We start from the raw sequence: 19,913 nt of genomic DNA, 5'->3' as shown, positions 1-19,913 counted from the left end.
TTAAGTTTAAATGCTAATTATTAATCTTCGGTACTCCAAACAAAGGGTAAGTACCAGTTTTCTTTAGACATCAGTTTTGTACGGATTGATGCAGCCTGTGAATTGCCGTCTGCAGCTAATTTTGCGTATACTTTATCGGCTAAAAATGACGGGTCGTTTCTTCTTAATGCGACCCTCACAAGGTCTCCCCATCTGTTACCCTCGTATGCTAATTCTAAAGCTGCTTCTTCAATGATATTATTCTCTATAGAAATTAAGCTGTCACCTACAACCGGTGCGCGTTCTATATAGGCGCGGCCTCTTAAACCACCACTACGATGCCAGTCTGCTCTAAACCTGGGAAAGTCGCCATTACGCGCATCAAAGTCGTATGGGAACGGCTGAAACGTTTGCTCTATATCTGTCTTATCTGTCACGCCAGCAACGGTATATTCATTGCGTATCCCAAAGTTTAATAATGCATCTGCAATTCTATGTTGATTGTCACGGTTTGCAGCTTCTGCATAACGAAGATGTAAGGTTGCAGCTCTGTACAAAAACCAATTTCCATCTGTTTGAAAAACGTCTACAGGCATTTGTCTAATAGGATCTAAGAAGTTATAGATATACTTCATAATCACCTCATCACCATCTATTATATTATAGGAGAAGCGCTTTCCTCTGGCGTCATACGGAAAGCCATTTTGCTGCTTTTGATTTTCCCAAAGATTCATTGCATTCTTTGAAGGCTTAACCAGATAATCACCACCGCGATTAGAAAATAGGTTTATAAAGGGATTTTTAGGAGCAAAGTCACTATCAAATGGTAATGACCAGATCCATTCGGTATTCCATAATACATCGCGCTCTCTGGCAAAGATTGACCGCCATCCCTGCGTATTATTATTAATCAGAGATCGAGCATCCTGCTCACTATATCTTCTATATCCTACGGCTAAATCATTATTTGAGGCAATCTCAGCATATTTAATTCTGTACACATCATAACGCTCAACATCATTACCGCTTCTGGAGCCTGTTTCCATCACATTTTTGTAGTGTATTGCTGCCTGTGTATAATTATTATTCCACAATTGTAAATCACCTAAAATGCATTCTTTATTGATGAAAAATTTTGCCGTATTGTATCCATCTACATCAATAACTAAAGTGCTGTCTTCAGAATAAGGGCTTGTATAGTTAAGCCCTTCAGTAAACTCAACGAGGTTTTGTATTAACTCTTGAAAAGGGATTTTTGGATATTTTGAGGTGTCTAATACATCATTCAGGTTTTCTAAAGGTTCTGTGATATAAGGCACTTCACCATAATGAATACCTAGCTGCAGATATACCCATGAGCGTAATGCACCTATATCTGAATAGCGCTGATTGTATTCTGTCTGCGTGAATTTTTTATCAGCAAGCATCTTATCAAAATTCTTTAGATTGTCATTACAGTTTTGAATAACCTCATAGAAGTCTTTAGGATTTGCAAATCTATTATCTGATGTTACAGCGTGTTGCGAAAGTTCAATAAGTTCTGGATCTGAGTTACGTGTTGTAGTCATCAAATCTGCACGTAATTCATTAAGTAATACGTATTTTTCAGCAAGCTGCATAAACTTTCCGTAGGTACCTACAATTGCTGCATCTGCATCAAAAACATCTCTGTATACCTGATCAGAATTTAATTTATCCTGAGGCTCAACGTCTAGATACTCCTGGCAGGACGTAAAGCTTAATATAAAAGCAAGTACCCCAAGAGTTATAGTTTTTCTGTTAATTTGAATCATTGTCATCATTTTTCTTAGCTCTATAAGATTATGTTATTATAGCCCCAGGCGTACGCCTATTTGTATTGTAGTAAATTGAGGTACAAGACCTATATCTGCACCTTGTCCAAAAATGGATGAGGTAGCGCTAAACTCAGGATCGTAACCTAAATAATCTGTTAGTGTAAATAAATTGTTTGCTGTTGCATAAATTTTTACGGCATTTAAATAATCAAGATCAAGTGGTATATCATAGGCCAGAACTAGCGTTTTAAGTCTTAAATATGAACCGTCTTCAATCCATCTATCTGAAAAAGAGGCATTTCCCATAGGGTCTCCCCAAACTGCTCTGGGGATTGAAGTTTGCTGCCCTTCTGCAACCCAGCGATTACGTACTGCAATGCTCTGATTTTCATAACCACTCATTTTTTCTAAATTATTGCGAAGGCCATTATAAATATCATTGCCCACTGAAAAGTTGAATAGGGCTGAAAGACTAAGTCTTTTGTAGGCAAAACTCGTACTCACGCTTCCTGTAAAGTCTGGGTTGGGATTTCCTATTACTGTGCGGTCTTGCTCATCAATTACCTGATCACCGTTAAGGTCTGTAAATATAACATCACCACCTTGAAATGGAGCAAAATTACCATTACCCAAAGGTATTTTTAAACCTGCCGCAGTCGCCTCTGCTGTTGTGGCATAGACGCCATTTGTTTGATACCCAAAAAATAAATTAGCATCTTCCCCTTCGTGCGTGATATATGTAGCACCACCAAACTGAGATAAAATTATCTCATTAGGAATATCTGTTACTTCATTTATATAACGTGATAGCGTAAAACCTAAATCAAATTTTATATCTGAAGTATTTACTAATCTGCTGTTTAATGAAAGATCTATACCGCGGGTTTGCATAGTACCGCTATTAGAAACAATATTATCAAAACCACTTGTTGTGCTAATGGTTTCATACGTAATCATATCTGTTGTTTTATTCTCATAAACATCAACCGATGCATTTAAGCGCTCATTAAAAAGCGCTATATCTGCACCCAGATTAATTTTACGTACCGTTTCCCACTTCAATTCTGGGTTTCCTATATTATCGCGCACCAGACCTTGAAGTCCTAATAAGTTTTGTGATACATACAATTGTTGAGCTGTATAGTTACCTATATCATCGTTACCGGTAAACCCTACACTACCTCTCAACTTTAAGAGGTTAATCGCCTTTATATTTTTTAAGAAATTTTCTGAAGAAATAAGCCATCCTGCAGATAATGATCCCATTGTAGCAAAACGAGATCCTCCTATAGTTACACCTCCATCTTCAATTGCATCACCAAAACGGCTAGAACCATCTAAAGCTGCATTAAAGGTTACAAAGTATTTATTTAGATAATCATACTCTGCGCTTAAATAGGCGTTCACCCAGTTCCACTCGCCCAGTGCACCACCTACAAATCGTAAAAGATTACTTCCTGCACCTACACTGGTAAAATCATCTGTAGCAGAATTAAACCCCAGGCCCAGATCACTTTCAGAATTATTATTTTGAGTACGAAAGCCCAGACGCAGGTCAAGTTTATTTTTAAAGTCTAATTGTTTTGAGTAATTAAGATAGGTATCTGTAAGAATGCTGTACAATCGTTGCACTTCACTACCACTTCTGTTAGTTGCAATTGCAGTAGGCAGCACAAGATCTGCAACACCAAAATCTGGTATAAAGAAACTCTCGCGTTCTTTGTTATAGCTGATACCAACTATGGTATGGGCACTAAAATTTTTATTAAACTGATATTTAAAATTAAGGTTACCAAAAAAGCGGTAATTTTTATTTACTCCAAAACCATTATCTAAAATAGCTAAAGGGTTACTTACATTAAATAAATCTACATCGTCTAAATTAGGTGAAACTTCACCTGAAGCATTTATGGCATTTATCGCCATAAAAGGAGATTTAGTTAGTGATAAATATAATGGACTCGTTTTATAAGCTAAGCCTTGATCGCTTTGGTATTCTGTATTATGTATAAAAGAAAGGTTAGCGTCTACAAAAAGTTTGTCTGTAAGTTTTAAGGAAGCATTTAAACGAGTATTATAACGCTCCAGGCCAGAATTTTTTAGGATTCCGTCACTGTTTAAATATCCTACAGAAAGACCATATTTAGCGATATCGTCACCACCTCTAATCTTCAGATAATAGTTTTGATTACCACTATTTTTAAAAACCTGATCCTGCCAGTTTGTATTATTTCGATATCTGAAGTAGTTACCAGTAGAACGGTCTTCACTTACCCAGGGTAGATTTTCAATTTGGGTTTGACTGTCTCCGCGGGTAGCTACTAACTGCGATAAATAACTTCGATATTCACCAGAATTTAATACAGGAAGACGATCTGGAATTTGGTTAAAACCGCCGTACATTGTAAAATCTATTTTTGTGCTTAAATCTACAGCTCGGGTTGTGGTAATAATTATAACACCATTTGCTCCTTTTGTCCCGTAAAGGGACGAGCCATCTTTAAGAACAGTAACATCTTCAATATCTTTTACATCTAACATAGATAGAGGAGAAGAGGTGTTATTCTGAATTATTCCTGACCCGTAATCTTCATCATCGTAAATCAAGCCATCTACGACTAATAACGGTTTGTTAGTTGCATAAAGCGAATTAAATCCTCTTAAGGTAAGATAAGCCCCAGAGCCTTGTACCCCAGATTTGCGTACGCTGTTAAGACCAGCAACTTTACCTTGTAGAAAGTCTCCTACAGATTCATTAACAGGATTGCTCCATTGCAATTCATCAAAATCTTCAACGTGCGTAGCCTGTGTACCGGTATATTGTAATTGATCGTTACCCGGTAAACGAGCAACTTCATAAAATGAAGAATAATTAGCTTCAAACAATTCTATTTCAAAACCATTTTCTCTGTTATTAATAGGGAATACTTTTGCTTGATATTCTAAACCACTTATACGTAATAGCGCATTTAGATGCGGTACTTTTATTGAAAATGTACCATCTTCATTAGTAATAGCAGCAGAAAAGTTTTCAACGGCAATACTTATTCCTGAAATTCCTTTGCCGGTTTTAGCATCTTTGATAAGACCTTCTACTGCTATACCTTCTTGACTACGGGTTTTAACCGCTGTAGAATCTGCAGAAGTTTGCGCATAAAGTCCTTCATCTATTCCACCGAAGAACAGTATGCTAAGAAGACAGGTTAGTTGTAATTTTTTGAGCATAACGATTGGTTTAAAAGACTTTATTTAATTACAGGTACTAGTTTAAGATAATCTAGACTTAAGGTGTTTGCACCGTCTGAGGTTGAGTTTGCAGCCATAAGCGAGACCAGTGTTTGACCACTTCCTTTTAGAGTTAATTCAAATTCACCTACATAAACTTCTTCGTAAACATTAGGCGCTACGTTAGTATAGGGTAATTCTGCAAAGGGCTCATTTAAGCTACCATCAACTGCAGATATAAAACCTCCTATATTTACGCGTTGCTGAAAGGTATTAGTTTGTATATCATTTATAGCTCGCCAGTAAACCTTATAGGTGGTGGTGTATAAATTAGACGCACCATAGTAAATCGTAAATCTATTTACACGGTGATTCTGTATCATTATATCATTAAAGATGTTTCCGCTAGGATCTTCTTTTTCACGATAAAATGTATTGCCGCGTTTATCTCCCTGGCTAAATTGAAAAGGTTCTTCTCCTTCAATGATCGTTGTAAGCAGGCGGGTTGCGAGGGGTACTTCTAATTTACCCATCACATAAACAACGCCATTGCTTAATTGTATCTCTTCAGCTATCGTAGCGTCATTTAACGGTACTTTTACTCCAAATTTAGACACTAATGTATCGGGTAAATTCTCGCGAGCAATAGCTTTATGAAAAGCCAAATCTCTTACTGTAAAATAATTTGTATAGGTTGTAGTAGAATCTTCACTTATACGATTCATATAAGGTCTTAATCGTTCGGTCTCCGTTACAAAGCTTCCGTCTTCTAAAAGAAAAAAGGTGTATTTATTTTCCTCATTATTAAGATTGTAAACATTTGTAAAGTAGGAGTTCGTTAATGAATCTGCATAAATACCGGGTAGTGCTAATGACTTTTGAACACTATCTCTAGAATAAATATTAATCTCATTTAGATCTATTAAATATGCGCTCATTGCGTTTGTAGAAGCCTTGCTCTGTACAAACTCCCAAATATTCTTTTTAGGAGTCAACGCTTTATCAATGATATGATATAAACCGTTAGATGTGTACTTATCTGCTTCTATAACATTTGCATCTACCATTACCTTACCGAATTTAAACTCCAGGTATTTATTTGAATACATTTTTACGGTAACCGTATCTTGCTGCGCTACTGAAGAGAAAGCGGTTAGTGCAATATGATTTTCTACAAAGAGTTTTTTTGCAGCTGCACTTGCTAATGCTGACGCTTCTACCTGAGCTAAAGCCTCATTAGTAGGAGCCCACACCGTAAAAGTTTTTGAAGAAGCAAGAATCTTATCATAGCCGGTTTCCGTGAGTAATTTGCCAAATTCTGAAGTTTGCGCTGATGCGGTGAGTGCTTCACCCAGATTAACACTTAAATTGGTATCGCTGGTTTCTGCGTGTTCTTCCCAGGGGTCAGAACAGGAAATTACACCTGCAAGTAGTAGACCGGCAATAAGTGGCTTTATAAAAGTTTTTATTGATATCATCCTAAAGGGATTAAGTTTTTTACTCATTTTATTTTGTGTTCTATTCAAAGATTAAACCATCTCCACCGGCTTCAAACTTGGGATAAAGTTGGTCCATGTCTATAGGTCTAAACTCGATTACATCTATCCAGGTGTTACCATTGCTACTATCTTGAATGGCTTCAAGTGTAATGTTATGAGTTCCTGTAGTTTCAATGTTTATGATACCCATTAGCCTGCAATTAAAGCGGTTAGTACTGGGTTCTATATGTCGCTTATAACCTTGAGATTCTAATACTCGTTCTGGGAGATCTGTGTTACCATACTCTCTAAAATTTATAAGTCTGGGCAACGCTACGCCATCAACAGAAACTTGTGCAGCGGCAGAAGAACGTTCATTAACTCTGTACGACACCCATACTTTGTACTGCCCCTTAATAATAACAGGAGAAGTAAACGTCATGGGGTTGAGGTGACCTTGTCTAAATCTGTTTAAATCAATAACATCGCCATGCCAGGCTCTGTCAAGCTGCGAGCTACTTCCTATCGCCGCAGCAATATATCCTAACGATTGGCTATCTGGCCAGGATACTAAGCTCAACTCAGAATTCTTTAGATATACACCAGGGGCTCCCGGGGTTCTAAACACCGAACTTAATTGTCTAAATTCCGGTTGATCTGCAACATCAAAATACACGGGAGCAGGTAATCTTTTCTTAATAAAAAAGTTTTCATTTACCAGGTGTAGCGCACCGTTTGATGCGGTTATATCACTTTTATCTCGATCTAGGGCAACTCCTTTTTCAAGAACCCCGTTAAACGTTTCTTCATTAAGTAATAAGGTGTCTAATGCCAGTTTAACTGTAATTACTTCTAGCGGGGCCTTTGTAATAACCGCAGGAGTAACCGCAAGATCTGCCAGATAGTTAAGCCCGGGCAAAATTCGGTATGCTACAAATAGGTTTAAACTATCCTTAGGGTTTAAAGGGTCTCCTAAATGGCTGTATCTGGTTTTTAAATCTTCAAGTGTATTTAAGCCAGAATCTGCAAATGCTTCATTTGTTTGTGCTATCACGGTTAAATAACTGGGAATACTATCTGTATTATAAGTGACCGGTAAATTTAGTTTGTCATACCAGCCGGTAGCTTTTACAGCTTCTGTAAAGAGCGTAAGAGAGGTGTCACTATCTAAGGTTTGTGCAAGCGTTTTATCTGCAACGCGTAGAACCTTATCTAAAACATGAATAACTCCGTTACCTACTTCAATATTAGAAGAGATAATATTTGATGTTTTATTTACAGTTATACTTGAAGTGCCATTTTTATTAGACGCTCCTGTGATTAAAAATTGTCCTTGTAAACTGGGCGCAGCGATTTTACCATCTGTAAATTCTGTAGTTTTTATAGTTTGTTCAAGAATGTGAAGTTTAGTTAAATCCTGTAATTCATCTACAGGGATGTCTGATAGTGAACTTACACCCATATCTGATAGTAAAGCAGCCACAGCATCATTGTCTGGTAAGAACAAGGTGTAGGTGCCATAGGTATTCATAAAAGACGCGTAATCTGTAATTTCCAAAATTTCTAAAAAGGATGAATATTCCTCGTTAGCCTTTAAAAACTCCGTTATATTAAGTGTCTCATCTGTAGATTCTTTAAATTTTTCTGAAGTACAGTTAATAACCGTACTGGCCAATACAAAGACTAGTATAAGTCTGAGCAAAATGGGTAAGGTGAATATTTTTTTCATGACTTAAGATTATTTATAAAATGGGTTCTGTATTAAAGCTTTATTAGTAATCAGCTCATTTTCACTAATAGGTAAATAATGGCTGTTAGGGTCCTGCAGTTTTGTAGTAATACTTTGCTGTTGATTTGCAGGAGCACTTTGTAGTGCTACGCTCAATAATATATCGAGATATGCATAATTTTCTTTGCGCGCATTGCGCAGAATATCAAACCAGCGTTTGCCTTCAAAAGCAAATTCACGAGCGCGTTCTGCAAGTATATAAAGTCTAATAGCGTCTTGATTGTCTACACTAATCTGTTCTTGAGTTTGGCGTATAGCATCTCTTTTTTCGCGCAACTCACTTACAATAGCCAGCGCTTCTTCACCACGATTTAACTCATTAAGAGCTTCAGCTTTCATTAATAATGCATCTGCATATCTGTAAACAAACCAGTGCGTGTCTGACTCTTGTAATGATTTTCTAACAGTTGTATTGAGACCGGTGTATTTATAAATTTCATTAGTACCCGGTACAAGCGAACCGCGTTCCCCGCGTATATCTTTATTTTCAGGATTATTAAAATCTACACCAAATACCTGCTCTAAAACAGGAGTGGCTGCGAGATACTGTGGGCGCTGAAAGAATATACTATAAAACGGATTTAGGTTTTGAGTGGTGTATTGAAACTCAAATATACTTTCTGAAGAATTTCCTTGCGCATAGACAATATTCAACCATTGTGAGTTGGCATCGATTAGTGCAAAGTCGCCGGTGTTTATGATTTTATTGGTTGCTTTTAAGGCTTCTTCATAATTTTCCATCCATAGGTAAACATCAGCCTGCATCGCATTTATAGCGTATTTGGTAATTCTACCTTTGTTTTGATCGCGAGCACCATAATCTTCAACTCCTAAGCGTTCTGCCTCATTGAGATCTAAAAGAACCTGAGCAAAAACCTCGGCTTGTGGTGTTGCAGGTATTTGAAAATTTTCTTTATCAGATAAGGTTGCTGTTAACTTTACCGGTACATCTTTAAAGGTACGTGCGAGCGTAAAGTATAAATAAGCGCGTATTGCTAAAACTTCAGATAAATAATTATTGAGTTGCTCTTGTGTTAGAGTGGGATCTTGAGCTAAAACGCCAGGAGCCAACTCAATAACCGTATTACAATAATTAATAACCCTGTAAAATGAAGACCAGTTTGAAGTGGTATTAGAGGGTAAAATATTTGTAGTTAATACATCGCGTTGATCTTCTGATGCCTGAGCACCGGGACTCACCATACCTCCACGTAACTCGCCATACATAAATAGGTATTCTGCAATAGTCAAATCGTTTTCAGAAGGAGGTGGGTTAAGTAATGAAGAGTAGACACCTATAACACCAGCCTGTATATCTTCTTTTGTTTTCCAGAATTCATCGCGTACCGTACCATCTTCTGGTTTTAGGTCAAGGTAGCTATCACATGACTGTGTCATTACAGCCAGGATAAGAATTAATGTGTATATTATTTTAGTGCGCATAGCTTAATATTTAAAATCGTGTTTGAATACCTATAGTGAATCTGCGTGTAGGAGGTGTACGTGAGTAATCTATAGCTATTTCAAAGGGATCACCACCACGTCTTGAAACCTCAGGATCCTGACCTCGATAATTTGTAAATGTGAGTAAGTTGTCTGCAGTTAGAAATACACGTAAATCATCAACTTTCATCTTTCTTAAAAATGGTTTGCTGAAACTGTAGCTAAACGTGGCAGACCTAAATCGTAAAAATGAGGCATCTTCTACATAGCGGTCAGAACCTAACCAGTTATATCCACCGCGATAAATAGCTCTGGGAATATTAGTCACATCTCCCGGGTTGCGCCATCTTGATAATACTGCGGTACTTTGGTTATCAAATGAATATAGATTTGTGGTGCGCATATCGGTACCATTTATGATATCATAGTTTAATCTGTAGGTAAAAAACATTAAAAGTTTAAACTGATCATTAAAGGTGATTGTAGGACCAAAACCTCCTGTAAATTTGGGATTGCTATTTCCCAGATATACGACATCACGACTGTCTATGTTACCATCTTTATTGATGTCTTCATAAATAGCATCTCCCGGTTGAAATACATAATCAGTATTAGGGAAATTAAATCGCATAAACACTTCCTGACCATTAGGACCTATAATTACATTGTTATTTGCATCTCTTGCTTTAGTGGCTTCTAAATCTGTATAGACCCCTTTAAAACGATACCCGTAGAAAGAACCAAAAGGATTATCAATTTGTAAGAAGCGTTTAAACTCGCCGTTGCGATCTATATTGCCACTCTCACTTGGGAAAAATTCTGAAATCTCTCGTATAATGTTTTGGTTTTGAGAAATATTGAAGTTAAAATCTATCTGCCATTTATCAGATTTGTAAGGAGTGGTATATAAACCTACTTCCCAACCTTGATTATCTATTGTTCCTACGTTTTGGTCAGACACACTGCCGTAACCGGAAACAGATGATATTGCTAAATTTTCAAAAAGTAAATTAGTAGTTCGGTTTTGATATACATCTACATCAAGAATTACTTTCTTATTAAATAATTGAAGATTAAGCCCTAAGTTTTTACCGGTAAGGGTTTCAGAACGTAAATTATCTAATTGAATATTTTGAGGATAGACACCATTTAAGCCTAAATATTCAGTATCAAAGTTTCCGTAGATATTAAAATAACGGTAATCATATCTGGGTGTTCCTCCAGATTGACCATAACTGGCACGTAAACTTAAATCGTCTAAGAAATCAAAACTTTCCATAAAAGGCTCTCCAGAAACTCTCCATCTCGTAGATATAGAAGGAAACAGGGAGTACCGGTTGTCTGCACTAAACTTTGAATTGCCATCTCCGCGTATACCTACGTTAAGTATATACCGATCGAGCAGGCTGTATTGCGCACTTACTAAAGCAGCAACACTGCGTGACTGGCTGTTATTAGTGTATAGGCGTAAATTAGAATTTTGCGTTCTTGATGGGACTGAAGGATCTGTTAATAGAGAAGAAGCCGTATTAGCTGTTAAAGCCTGATGTGACTCGTATCTGTAATCATTTGTTTGAAGGCTAAAAAGTGCCTGTAAACTTTGTTTTGTGCCTAAATCTGGTGTATAAATCAGGTTTGTTTTTGTCGTAACTGTAGACGCATCTACATCTGCATCTGAAGCCTGATTAACAACCGTTTCTGTGATGGGTCTACCGGTTGCGTTTTGAGGTAAAAAAGCTTTTGCTTTTGTGCTGTTAAAGTCAAACTGAAGATCAAATGTAGATACTAAACGCTTAGGTATTAGATCTACCTGTAAATTAAAATGTGGTACAATACGATCACCGGTTTGTTTATTACTAGCATATTCTGCGAGTGCTACCGGGTTGTAGGTACTCGGGTATGAACCTTGTATGTTTATTGCCGGTGAAAAGTAGTTAGGGGTTAGATCACCCACATCGTCATACTCATAAATGCTCATGTTAGGCATCTTAGTGTAGGCAACACTTCTTAACCTATCACGATCTGAAGTGCCAAAGGTATTTACATAATTACGATCTGTATCCGTATGGGTATAGGAGATATCTGTTCTAAACCGAATACGGTCTGAAACGATATAATCTAAATTTAATCTACCGTTTATACGTTCAAAACCGGTTCCTTTTGTAACTCCTTTAGAATTGTAATATCCTACCGATGTATAATAACGTGCTTTCTCACCCCCGCCTTGAAGCGATAAGGTATGCTCCCCGGTAAGACCGGTCTGGGTAATCGCTTTTACCCAATCTGTGTTATTTCCGTAGTTTTTAAAGAAATAAACCTCCTGGGGGTCATACTGAAATTCTTTAACGGTAAGCGTATTTAAAGGAATACCATCACGATTCATAAACTCCTCCGGGATTAATTGTGAATATTGGTCACCATTAAGCATAGGGATTGTGTTGGGTAATTGAGAATAGGTTCCTGTAAAATTGTATCCTATTTTCGGAGATCCTACAGAACCCCTTTTTGTATTGATTACCAAAACACCACCTGAGGCACGTGAACCCCACATTGCGGTTGCTGCAGCATCTTTTAAAATGGTAATACTCTCAATATCTGAAGGCGCTATATTTAAAAGTGCCGCATAACCCTGTTGATCTGCTGTCCCAAAATTAAAATCCTGTGGGATTGAAGTTTCATACGGCATACCGTCTACCACGATCAACGGATCTGATGACCCAGATATTGATGAGGTACCTCGTATTCTAATTTGCATACCGGCACCGGGATCACCAGAGTTTGCAACAATATCAACCCCGGGAACACGGCCCTGTAAGGCTTCATCAATCGAAGCGGCCTGTGTATTTTCTACCTCGCTGGCGTTAACTGTTACGTTACTGGTAGTTTGATTACGTTCTGCGATATTTAGCAAACCGCTTTCAACTTTTTTATCTACCGTAATCATTACCGTTTCTAACTCATCAACAGATGCGGTAAGCTTTACAGCATAACTGCTTTTTCCGGTAAGCGGTATCGTTTGCGAAGTATATCCCAGCGTTGAGATCACTAATTTGTTAGAAGGGCTTTTAACCCGCATTGCAAAATTTCCATCAAAATCAGAAATAACACCGGTTACGGTACGATTGTCTGCATCCTGTTCTGCAATCGTTGCTCCGGGAATTGGCTGTCCGTTACTGATATCGGTTATTGTTCCACGTACTACTAAATCACTGTTTTGAGCATTCAAAGCAGTGTTTGAAAAAACCAGCAATAGAAGTGTGAAACAATATAAAAAATAGGTAGTTTTTTGTCTCATCTTATTCTGTATATAAAAGATAGTTGTCAACTAGGTGAATTAATGATCGGTCTGCCAGATTATTACTAAAGGCAGGTATGTAATTTGCAACGCGATTTGCAGCATCTGTAAAGAATAAATCATCTTGAGCGCTGCTAATATTGATATAGGTTTTTTCGCCCAGTTCGTCTTTTAGTAGGGTTTCAGTAAGACCGTTTATGAGTCCGTCATCAGACGCAGTACGTGTAGCTAGAATATGGTATTTTATAAAGTCTGCAACTTTATCTTTCTCACCCTGAGAGCTGGGGTTATAATTAGGAATACCTGTCGTGGTATCTCCCGGAAGCACGCCATCTCTAACAGCTTGAATGATAGCGTCATTGTTAGGGATTACAAATGTGTAAGAAGTACCTAACTCTATACCATCTATAACTCCCGCATTTTTGTCATAAAGTGATGCATTCTCTAAGAAACTATAAAAATTAGCGTATTCAGAATCGGGTACTTCAGCGAGTCTTTTTAAATCAAGACCTTGTGGTTCTTCACTAAACTCTAGAAGTTTATCAATGTAGTAGGTACGGCCGTTGCGTTGATCTTCAAAACCTAAAATATTAACCCGATTGTCTAAGACCTCATTTCCTGCCGCATAAACCTGACCATTTTCCCATTTGATATATTCACCAGGAAGGTCAAAGTCTCCAGAACGTATGATTCCTGAACCAGATAAATCATTTAATTCGTTATTTGGAGTAGGTATGATTCCATTAAATAGAACACGTATTAAACGTGATCGCGCGATGTTTGCCGGCAAAACATTACCTTCAGGAGAAGTATAAGTATAGGAGGATGTGGGAATGTCATACCCAAAACCAAGATCTGCTAATACCGTATCAGATGGTAAGAATAGGGTATACCTTGCAGATAGGTTACTTATAATCTCGCGAAAACCCGAACCATCATTAAATAGTCTGGTTGCCAGCGTAAACTTAGGATCTAAATATGCAGAAGTGTATACACTATAAAAAAGATTTGATTCCTGCACTTTATTGGTTCCGTAGAAAAAACCATTACTCAAAACCTGAGCTTCAATAACATTAGAGTTAAAATCTATACGCAGATCTTCTCCCAGTTCATTGTTATAACCCGAAGCCAACGAAGGCCATACGGCACTTTGAATCATATGCGCATTAAAGAAATCTTCAAAGACATATTTTGGTAATTTATTTAAAGCAGTATAATTCTTAAGTAAGATTTCATCAACAAATTCTTGTAGAACTGTATTTTCGGGCACTATTAAGGTGTAGGCCTGACTTTGGCCATCATTATCAGATTCTTTAAGATAGTTTTCATTATTAGGTGAAAATGAAAGCGCTGCATCATAAACTTTTACAAAAACATTGTCAGATTTACGGGTAAAGTTTTGATAGGTAGTGGTAGCATCCTGATCAAAAATATAATTCACCAGATTATTCTCGAGCATACTTCTAAAAAGGCTGTAATTACTACTTTCTTCAAGCTTTTGATCCAGGTTAATTAGCGGTAATGAAACTTCACTTACTTCGTGAATTATTCCATTTTCTGCGACGATATCGGTTTTTACGGCTTCGGCTTGAAGAACGTTAAACCCCGTATAGGTTGAGTTAGGATAGAAATAATTATAGTCACTTGCTCCAAGACCCGCATTAGTCATATACTCCTCTAAAAAGTACGTGAGGTATTTATTATTATTGTCGCCGGGAATGTAGTAATCTCCACCAGGTGAATTATTTCTGTTAGAGCCTACAACAATCATAGACTGGCCATTAACAGTTTTAGTTTGAAAACCATCGTAGTAAGCCGTTCTTCTTCTAAATGAATTGCTTTCTTCCCAGCCGCCACGCGATTGATAATCACTTAAACGTTCTGTTCTAAACGCATTATAAATAAGTGCGTAGCGTACAATCTTTGCTGCAGTTACCGAATCTATTTGAGAGACATTAGAAATATTGTTTTCGGCAAAGTATTTACTAAATGCTGCATCATTAGGAGCCATCATCGTCCAGTAGCCAGACTTACTTAAAATATCTTTATAACCTGCTTTATCAATAAGCGTTGTGAAGTTTGAAAAATTACCCCGTGCTTCAAGTTGTTGAAATATGGGATCTTCTAAATCATCAGGACGGGCGTAATATTCATCTACTTCTTCTCTGCTGCAACTACCCAAAGTAACCAGCACAAAAAGGAGTAATAAATAGTGATGTAATTTTTTATTCATTCTTAAAAACTGTTAAATACGAAATGAAATTTTAACGTTCGATTTAATTGCGAAATCGTTTGCAATCAAATGTAGTGGGCTGTTAGTTGCTTGGCGTCCTGTACTTTCCTGCTATCTTAGAGGTTAAACGTTTTACTTAAACTATTTTAACAAAAAATAATCTTAATGAGGGTGGTTGGTCGTTTTTATCAGCGATTTGAAAGAGTTTATTTTGAAGGTACTATTCTCTTTTGTACTCAATTTTTTGGTTTTAAAGGCATTTGTTATAAAAATGGATTTGTATTAGGGTTGTAAAGGAGAGAGGATGGGAGAAAACCAGAAAAATTTAAAAGAAAATTACACTCATAATACAGTTTAAACTATGACAAGTAGAATTTCACAAATTTTAAATTTTCTGCATTAGAGTGCTTCACAACTTTTTTTGAGATATATCTGTGAAAATGGAAATCATTTTAGACATTTTAAAATAGTTTATAGAATTAACGCGCAATTTTTTGTTTATTTTACAATGTATGTTATGTTTGTGTAATCGATTGTATAAAGATGCATTTGTATTTCAATCGTTTTAGTGAGTTCTATAAATCTTTTATTTAGAAACTATGAAAGTTCATTTTATCCATTTCTTTGCATTTGTATTGCTATTAGCAGGCACGACCTCATGCAAGGATAATTCTTCAAAACCACAGGAATTATCAAGTGTAAAGGTTAAAGACACTTTAGCTGATCAATTATGGTCGGTACAAATGGCAGAGTCTATTATGAAGCGTAACCCACAGGCTTATCAAATAGATGGTAGAGATGATGCTAAATGGGATTATGTACACGGTTTGGTCTTAAAGGGTTTTGTAGATTTATATGAAGTATCTGGTCGCGAAAGATATTATGATTATGCAGCGCAGTATACAGACACACTTATTGCTGAAGATGGTACTATTGCAACATACAAATTAGAAGATTACAACATAGATATGATTAATGCAGGAAAATTATTGTTTCCTATCTATACAAAATCTCAAAATGATAAATACTTAAAAGCGATGCAGCTTTTAATGAAACAACTGGCAGATCATCCTAAAACATCCCAGGGTGGTTTCTGGCATAAAAAACGCTATCCTTCTCAAATGTGGTTAGATGGTCTTTATATGGGAGCACCTTTCTATGCAGAATATACTAAAACATTTGAAGAGGGTAAGAGTCTTGATGATGTTGCACTACAATTTGAATTAATTCAAAAAAATGCATTAGATGCAGAAACCGGTTTGCTTTACCACGGTTGGGATGAAAGCAAAGAGCAGAAGTGGGCGAATCCTGAAACCGGGGTTTCACCTCATTTTTGGTCGAGATCATTAGGCTGGTATGCTATTGCTTTAGTAGATGTACTTGATTATTTTCCTGAAGAGCATCCTAAGCGAGCAGAACTAATTTCCTATTTAAATAATCTTGCTGAGGCAATAGTTGCTTTTCAGGATGAGAGCGGTTTATGGTATCAGGTAACTAATTTAGGTGATAAAGAAGGTAATTATCTTGAGGCTTCCGGTAGTGCAATGTTTGCATATTCATTTGCTAAGGGAGCTAATAAAGGCTATTTAGATGCTAAATTTAAGGATGCAGCAAATAAAGCATTTGATGGATTAACAAACCAACTTATCGTAAGAGATGAAGATGGTACGATTACCCTAACTCAGGTTTGTGCGGTAGCCGGTCTTGGTGGCGATCCCTACCGGGACGGTTCTTTTGAGTATTACGTAAATGAGCGTAAGCAGGATAATGATCCTAAGGGTACAGGACCTTTCATAATGGCAGCATTACAATTAGAGCGTTAATAATTATTCAAATACATAAGAATATGAAATCAAGATTTTTAGTTGGGGCTTTTGCAGTTTTAGCATTCACAGCCTGTAAAGAAAATAAAGACGATAAAGCTGAAAATGAAATTAAGGAAGTTTCGGTAGATAAGAAAGGAGAAACCTACGCCGAGCTTTCTATAAAAGAAGGCGGAAGCTGGAATATGGAGACCAGAGAATATCTGCAGGGAAGTTTTAAAAATGTTGACTTTCTGGAGGTGCCAGAAGCCCATACAGATCATTCATGGTATATACGTTACGAAGGTCCCGGTTGGGAAAATAAGCAGGTAGCGTACCGTTTATATTTAGACTGGCGTAATGCACTCGATATATTTGGGAAACGCGTAGATACCTTAGTGTTACCCTATGTAGGTCAGGATGGTTTTGACTCGTATCATGAAAATGCACCCTGGGGACAAGACATTTTAAAAGCTGGTAAATCTATGGGTATAGGTGGTTATGGGCGTTTTACAGGAGATACGATAGCACATTTTAATACGGTAGAAAAAACTACGGCTAAAGTTGATAATTCTGATGAGGCTTCTTCAGTAACCATTAATTATACAGGTTGGAAAACAGGAGAGGTGATTACAGATCTTAAATCTGAAATAAGCATTTTTCCTGAAGACCGTTTCTTAAAAATAAGCTTAACTCCCGGCTCTGCTATAGACGGCTTAGCAACAGGTATTGTGAAATTTGATGATATCGCGCGTATTGAGCAGACTAGTGAAAATGGTAAGTGGGCCTATATAGCAACCTATGGGAAACAAACGCTTGCAGGGGTAGATGATCAATTAGGTATGGCATTATTTTATAATACAGAACAAGCTACAGTTACAGAAGGACCTCACGATCATTTAGTAGTTTTTAAACCTTCTTTAGAACCGCAGACGTATTATATTATAGCAGCGTGGGATCAGGAAAAAGACGGTATAACCAGTGAAGAAAGCTTTAAACTAGACTTAAAACTGAAACTTCAAAAGCTAGATGCAGAAGGTGTACTAGAATAATTGCCTACCATTTACCACACAGTACAGGATGAGCCCTAAAAATTCTAAACTTATTTTTAGAGCAGTTCAATAATTAAGAAAGAACGGTAATAAAACAGAAATGTATATTTTACATTTAAAAAAGGATTCGTAAATTACCGTCTTTAAGAAATTACAATATTTAAAATAACAACCATGACAAACTCAGAATTTAGATACGCACACCATCCGGAAGATGTAAAAAAATATACGACTCAAGAACTTAGGGAGCATTTCTTAATTCCGAATGTGTTTGTGAAAGATGAGATAAACCTTACTTATACTATGTACGATCGCTATATTGCGGGGGGTGCATTTCCGGTAAATAAAGCTTTAAAGCTAGAGCCCATAGATGATTTAAAGGCCGAAAATTTCTTAGATCGTCGGGAATTAGGAGTTATCAATGTAGGCGGTAAAGGTAAAATCACTGTTGATGGTACTGTTTATGAACTTTTAAACAAGGAAGCACTTTATATAGGAAAAGGGGTCAAAGAAGTGATTTTTGAAGCAACAGAAGAGCAGCCGTATTTCTATATAAATTCAGCTCCTGCACATCACGCGTATCCTACTAAGAAAGTAACTAAGAACGAAGCAGAAATTGTTGAATTAGGCGACACAAAATATTCTAATAAACGTACTATTAACAAGCTTCTTGTAAACAGCGTTGTAGAAACTTGCCAACTACAAATGGGGATGACAGAGTTAGCTCCCGGAAATGTATGGAACACAATGCCGGCGCATACCCATACACGCAGAATGGAAGTGTATTTCTATTTTGATCTTGAAGAGGGGCAGACCATTAGCCACTTTATGGGGCAACCAGACGAAACCCGTCATATATTTATGAAAAACCACCAGGCAGTAATATCACCAGAATGGTCTATTCATTCAGGTGCTGGGACTTCTAACTATACCTTTATTTGGGGAATGGCAGGTGAGAATATGGACTATGGAGATATGGATGGCGTTTCACCAGAAGATTTAAAATAACATGAGTTTATTCAGTTTAGAAGGTAAAACAGCTTTAGTTACAGGCTGTAAAAGAGGAATAGGTTTTGCAATGGCGGAAGCTCTTGCAGAAGCGGGGGCAGATATTCTGGGAGTTTCAGCATCTTTAGAAACCTCAGGCTCTGCAATTGAAAAGGCAGTTTTAGCAACCGGAAGAAAATTTACCGGCTATCAATGTGATTTTTCAGATCGTAAATCACTCTATGCTTTTATAGAAAAAGTAAAAGCAGAAAATCCTACAATAGATATTTTAGTGAATAATGCAGGTACCATTTTGCGCGCTCCTGCAGCAGAACACAGCGATGAATACTGGGATAAAGTAATTGAAGTAAATCAAAATGCACAGTTTATTTTAAGTAGGGAGCTGGGCAAAGAAATGATAAAAAGAGGTAATGGTAAAGTGATTTTTACCGCTTCACTTTTAACATTTCAAGGCGGAATTACGGTTCCAGGCTATGCAGCTTCAAAAGGTGCTATAGGTCAACTTACAATGGCGTTGTCTAATGAGTGGGCAGGTAAGGGAGTTCAGGTAAATGCAATCGCTCCGGGATATATCGCAACAGATAATACAGAAGCATTGCGCGACGATCCTGAGCGTAGTTCTTCAATTTTAGGAAGAATTCCTGCTGGCAGATGGGGACAGCCAGATGATTTTAAAGGCCCTATAATATTTTTAGCTTCAAAAGCCAGCGATTATATGAGTGGTCATGTGATGACTGTAGACGGTGGCTGGATGGGTAGATAATTTTTTATTCCATTGAAAAATCTCTTTTTTAGATTGTAATACGTTAATAC

Annotated in this window: 11 protein-coding genes; 4 read left to right on the top strand and 7 right to left on the bottom strand. The window is 37.1% G+C overall.

Going from position 1 to position 19,913, the window contains the following annotated elements; translation table 11 throughout:
• Positions 1 to 20: 20 nt before the first annotated feature.
• Genes ACEN25_RS07055 through ACEN25_RS07025 form a run of 7 tightly spaced genes read right to left on the bottom strand, consistent with a single transcriptional unit; the run spans position 21 to position 15,238 of the window.
• Complete coding sequence (locus tag ACEN25_RS07055) at positions 21 to 1,772, bottom strand: RagB/SusD family nutrient uptake outer membrane protein (RefSeq protein WP_441802311.1); 1,752 nt, start codon at positions 1,770 to 1,772, stop codon at positions 21 to 23.
• A 36-nt stretch (positions 1,773 to 1,808) separates the two neighbouring features.
• Complete coding sequence (locus ACEN25_RS07050; RefSeq protein WP_441802310.1) at positions 1,809 to 5,000, bottom strand: SusC/RagA family TonB-linked outer membrane protein; 3,192 nt, start codon at positions 4,998 to 5,000, stop codon at positions 1,809 to 1,811.
• A gap of 20 nt (positions 5,001 to 5,020) precedes the next feature.
• On the bottom strand, positions 5,021 to 6,478 hold the full coding sequence (locus ACEN25_RS07045) for a fasciclin domain-containing protein (protein ID WP_441802309.1): 1,458 nt from the start codon (positions 6,476 to 6,478) through the stop codon (positions 5,021 to 5,023).
• A gap of 40 nt (positions 6,479 to 6,518) precedes the next feature.
• Positions 6,519 to 8,207 (bottom strand): fasciclin domain-containing protein, encoded by a 1,689-nt coding sequence (locus tag ACEN25_RS07040; RefSeq protein ID WP_441802308.1) that lies wholly within the window; start codon positions 8,205 to 8,207, stop codon positions 6,519 to 6,521.
• A gap of 9 nt (positions 8,208 to 8,216) precedes the next feature.
• Positions 8,217 to 9,710: a RagB/SusD family nutrient uptake outer membrane protein gene (locus tag ACEN25_RS07035; RefSeq protein ID WP_441802307.1), complete on the bottom strand. Its 1,494-nt coding sequence runs from the start codon at positions 9,708 to 9,710 to the stop codon at positions 8,217 to 8,219.
• Between the two features lie 10 nt (positions 9,711 to 9,720).
• Positions 9,721 to 13,005 (bottom strand): SusC/RagA family TonB-linked outer membrane protein, encoded by a 3,285-nt coding sequence (locus ACEN25_RS07030; protein ID WP_441802306.1) that lies wholly within the window; start codon positions 13,003 to 13,005, stop codon positions 9,721 to 9,723.
• A 1-nt stretch (position 13,006) separates the two neighbouring features.
• The gene (locus ACEN25_RS07025; protein ID WP_441802305.1) at positions 13,007 to 15,238 is read right to left on the bottom strand and encodes a fasciclin domain-containing protein; all 2,232 of its coding nucleotides are present in this window, start codon (positions 15,236 to 15,238) and stop codon (positions 13,007 to 13,009) included.
• A 599-nt stretch (positions 15,239 to 15,837) separates the two neighbouring features.
• On the opposite strand from ACEN25_RS07025, the gene ACEN25_RS07020 reads away from it, so the two are divergent.
• The 4 genes from ACEN25_RS07020 (at position 15,838) to ACEN25_RS07005 (ending at position 19,863) form a co-directional block, all read left to right on the top strand.
• Positions 15,838 to 17,061 (top strand): glycoside hydrolase family 88/105 protein, encoded by a 1,224-nt coding sequence (locus tag ACEN25_RS07020; RefSeq protein ID WP_441802304.1) that lies wholly within the window; start codon positions 15,838 to 15,840, stop codon positions 17,059 to 17,061.
• A gap of 23 nt (positions 17,062 to 17,084) precedes the next feature.
• Positions 17,085 to 18,092 carry a DUF4861 family protein gene (locus tag ACEN25_RS07015; RefSeq protein ID WP_441802303.1) on the top strand — a complete coding sequence of 336 codons (1,008 nt, stop codon included), beginning with the start codon at positions 17,085 to 17,087 and terminating at the stop codon, positions 18,090 to 18,092.
• A 174-nt stretch (positions 18,093 to 18,266) separates the two neighbouring features.
• Positions 18,267 to 19,100 (top strand): 5-dehydro-4-deoxy-D-glucuronate isomerase, encoded by an 834-nt coding sequence (kduI, locus tag ACEN25_RS07010; RefSeq protein ID WP_441802302.1) that lies wholly within the window; start codon positions 18,267 to 18,269, stop codon positions 19,098 to 19,100.
• 1 nt (position 19,101) lies between these two features.
• Positions 19,102 to 19,863 (top strand): SDR family NAD(P)-dependent oxidoreductase, encoded by a 762-nt coding sequence (locus ACEN25_RS07005; protein WP_441802301.1) that lies wholly within the window; start codon positions 19,102 to 19,104, stop codon positions 19,861 to 19,863.
• Positions 19,864 to 19,913 lie beyond the last annotated feature (50 nt).

It is taken from the genome of Leeuwenhoekiella sp. W20_SRS_FM14 (assembly GCF_052119605.1).
Classification (GTDB): Bacteria; Bacteroidota; Bacteroidia; order Flavobacteriales; family Flavobacteriaceae; genus Leeuwenhoekiella.
This window is presented reverse-complemented; position numbering and strand designations above follow the sequence as displayed.

Excerpts from the sequence above, each read along its gene's own strand:
- ACEN25_RS07055 (WP_441802311.1), bottom strand. The coding sequence starts at position 1,772 with ATGATTCAAATTAACAGAAAAACTATAACTCTTGGGGTACTTGCTTTT.
- ACEN25_RS07015 (WP_441802303.1), top strand. The coding sequence starts at position 17,085 with ATGAAATCAAGATTTTTAGTTGGGGCTTTTGCAGTTTTAGCATTCACA.
- ACEN25_RS07045 (WP_441802309.1), bottom strand. The coding sequence starts at position 6,478 with ATGATATCAATAAAAACTTTTATAAAGCCACTTATTGCCGGTCTACTA.
- ACEN25_RS07020 (WP_441802304.1), top strand. The coding sequence starts at position 15,838 with ATGAAAGTTCATTTTATCCATTTCTTTGCATTTGTATTGCTATTAGCA.
- ACEN25_RS07040 (WP_441802308.1), bottom strand. The coding sequence starts at position 8,207 with ATGAAAAAAATATTCACCTTACCCATTTTGCTCAGACTTATACTAGTC.
- ACEN25_RS07050 (WP_441802310.1), bottom strand. The coding sequence starts at position 5,000 with ATGCTCAAAAAATTACAACTAACCTGTCTTCTTAGCATACTGTTCTTC.
- ACEN25_RS07025 (WP_441802305.1), bottom strand. The coding sequence starts at position 15,238 with ATGAATAAAAAATTACATCACTATTTATTACTCCTTTTTGTGCTGGTT.
- ACEN25_RS07035 (WP_441802307.1), bottom strand. The coding sequence starts at position 9,710 with ATGCGCACTAAAATAATATACACATTAATTCTTATCCTGGCTGTAATG.
- ACEN25_RS07030 (WP_441802306.1), bottom strand. The coding sequence starts at position 13,005 with ATGAGACAAAAAACTACCTATTTTTTATATTGTTTCACACTTCTATTG.
- kduI (WP_441802302.1), top strand. The coding sequence starts at position 18,267 with ATGACAAACTCAGAATTTAGATACGCACACCATCCGGAAGATGTAAAA.
- ACEN25_RS07005 (WP_441802301.1), top strand. The coding sequence starts at position 19,102 with ATGAGTTTATTCAGTTTAGAAGGTAAAACAGCTTTAGTTACAGGCTGT.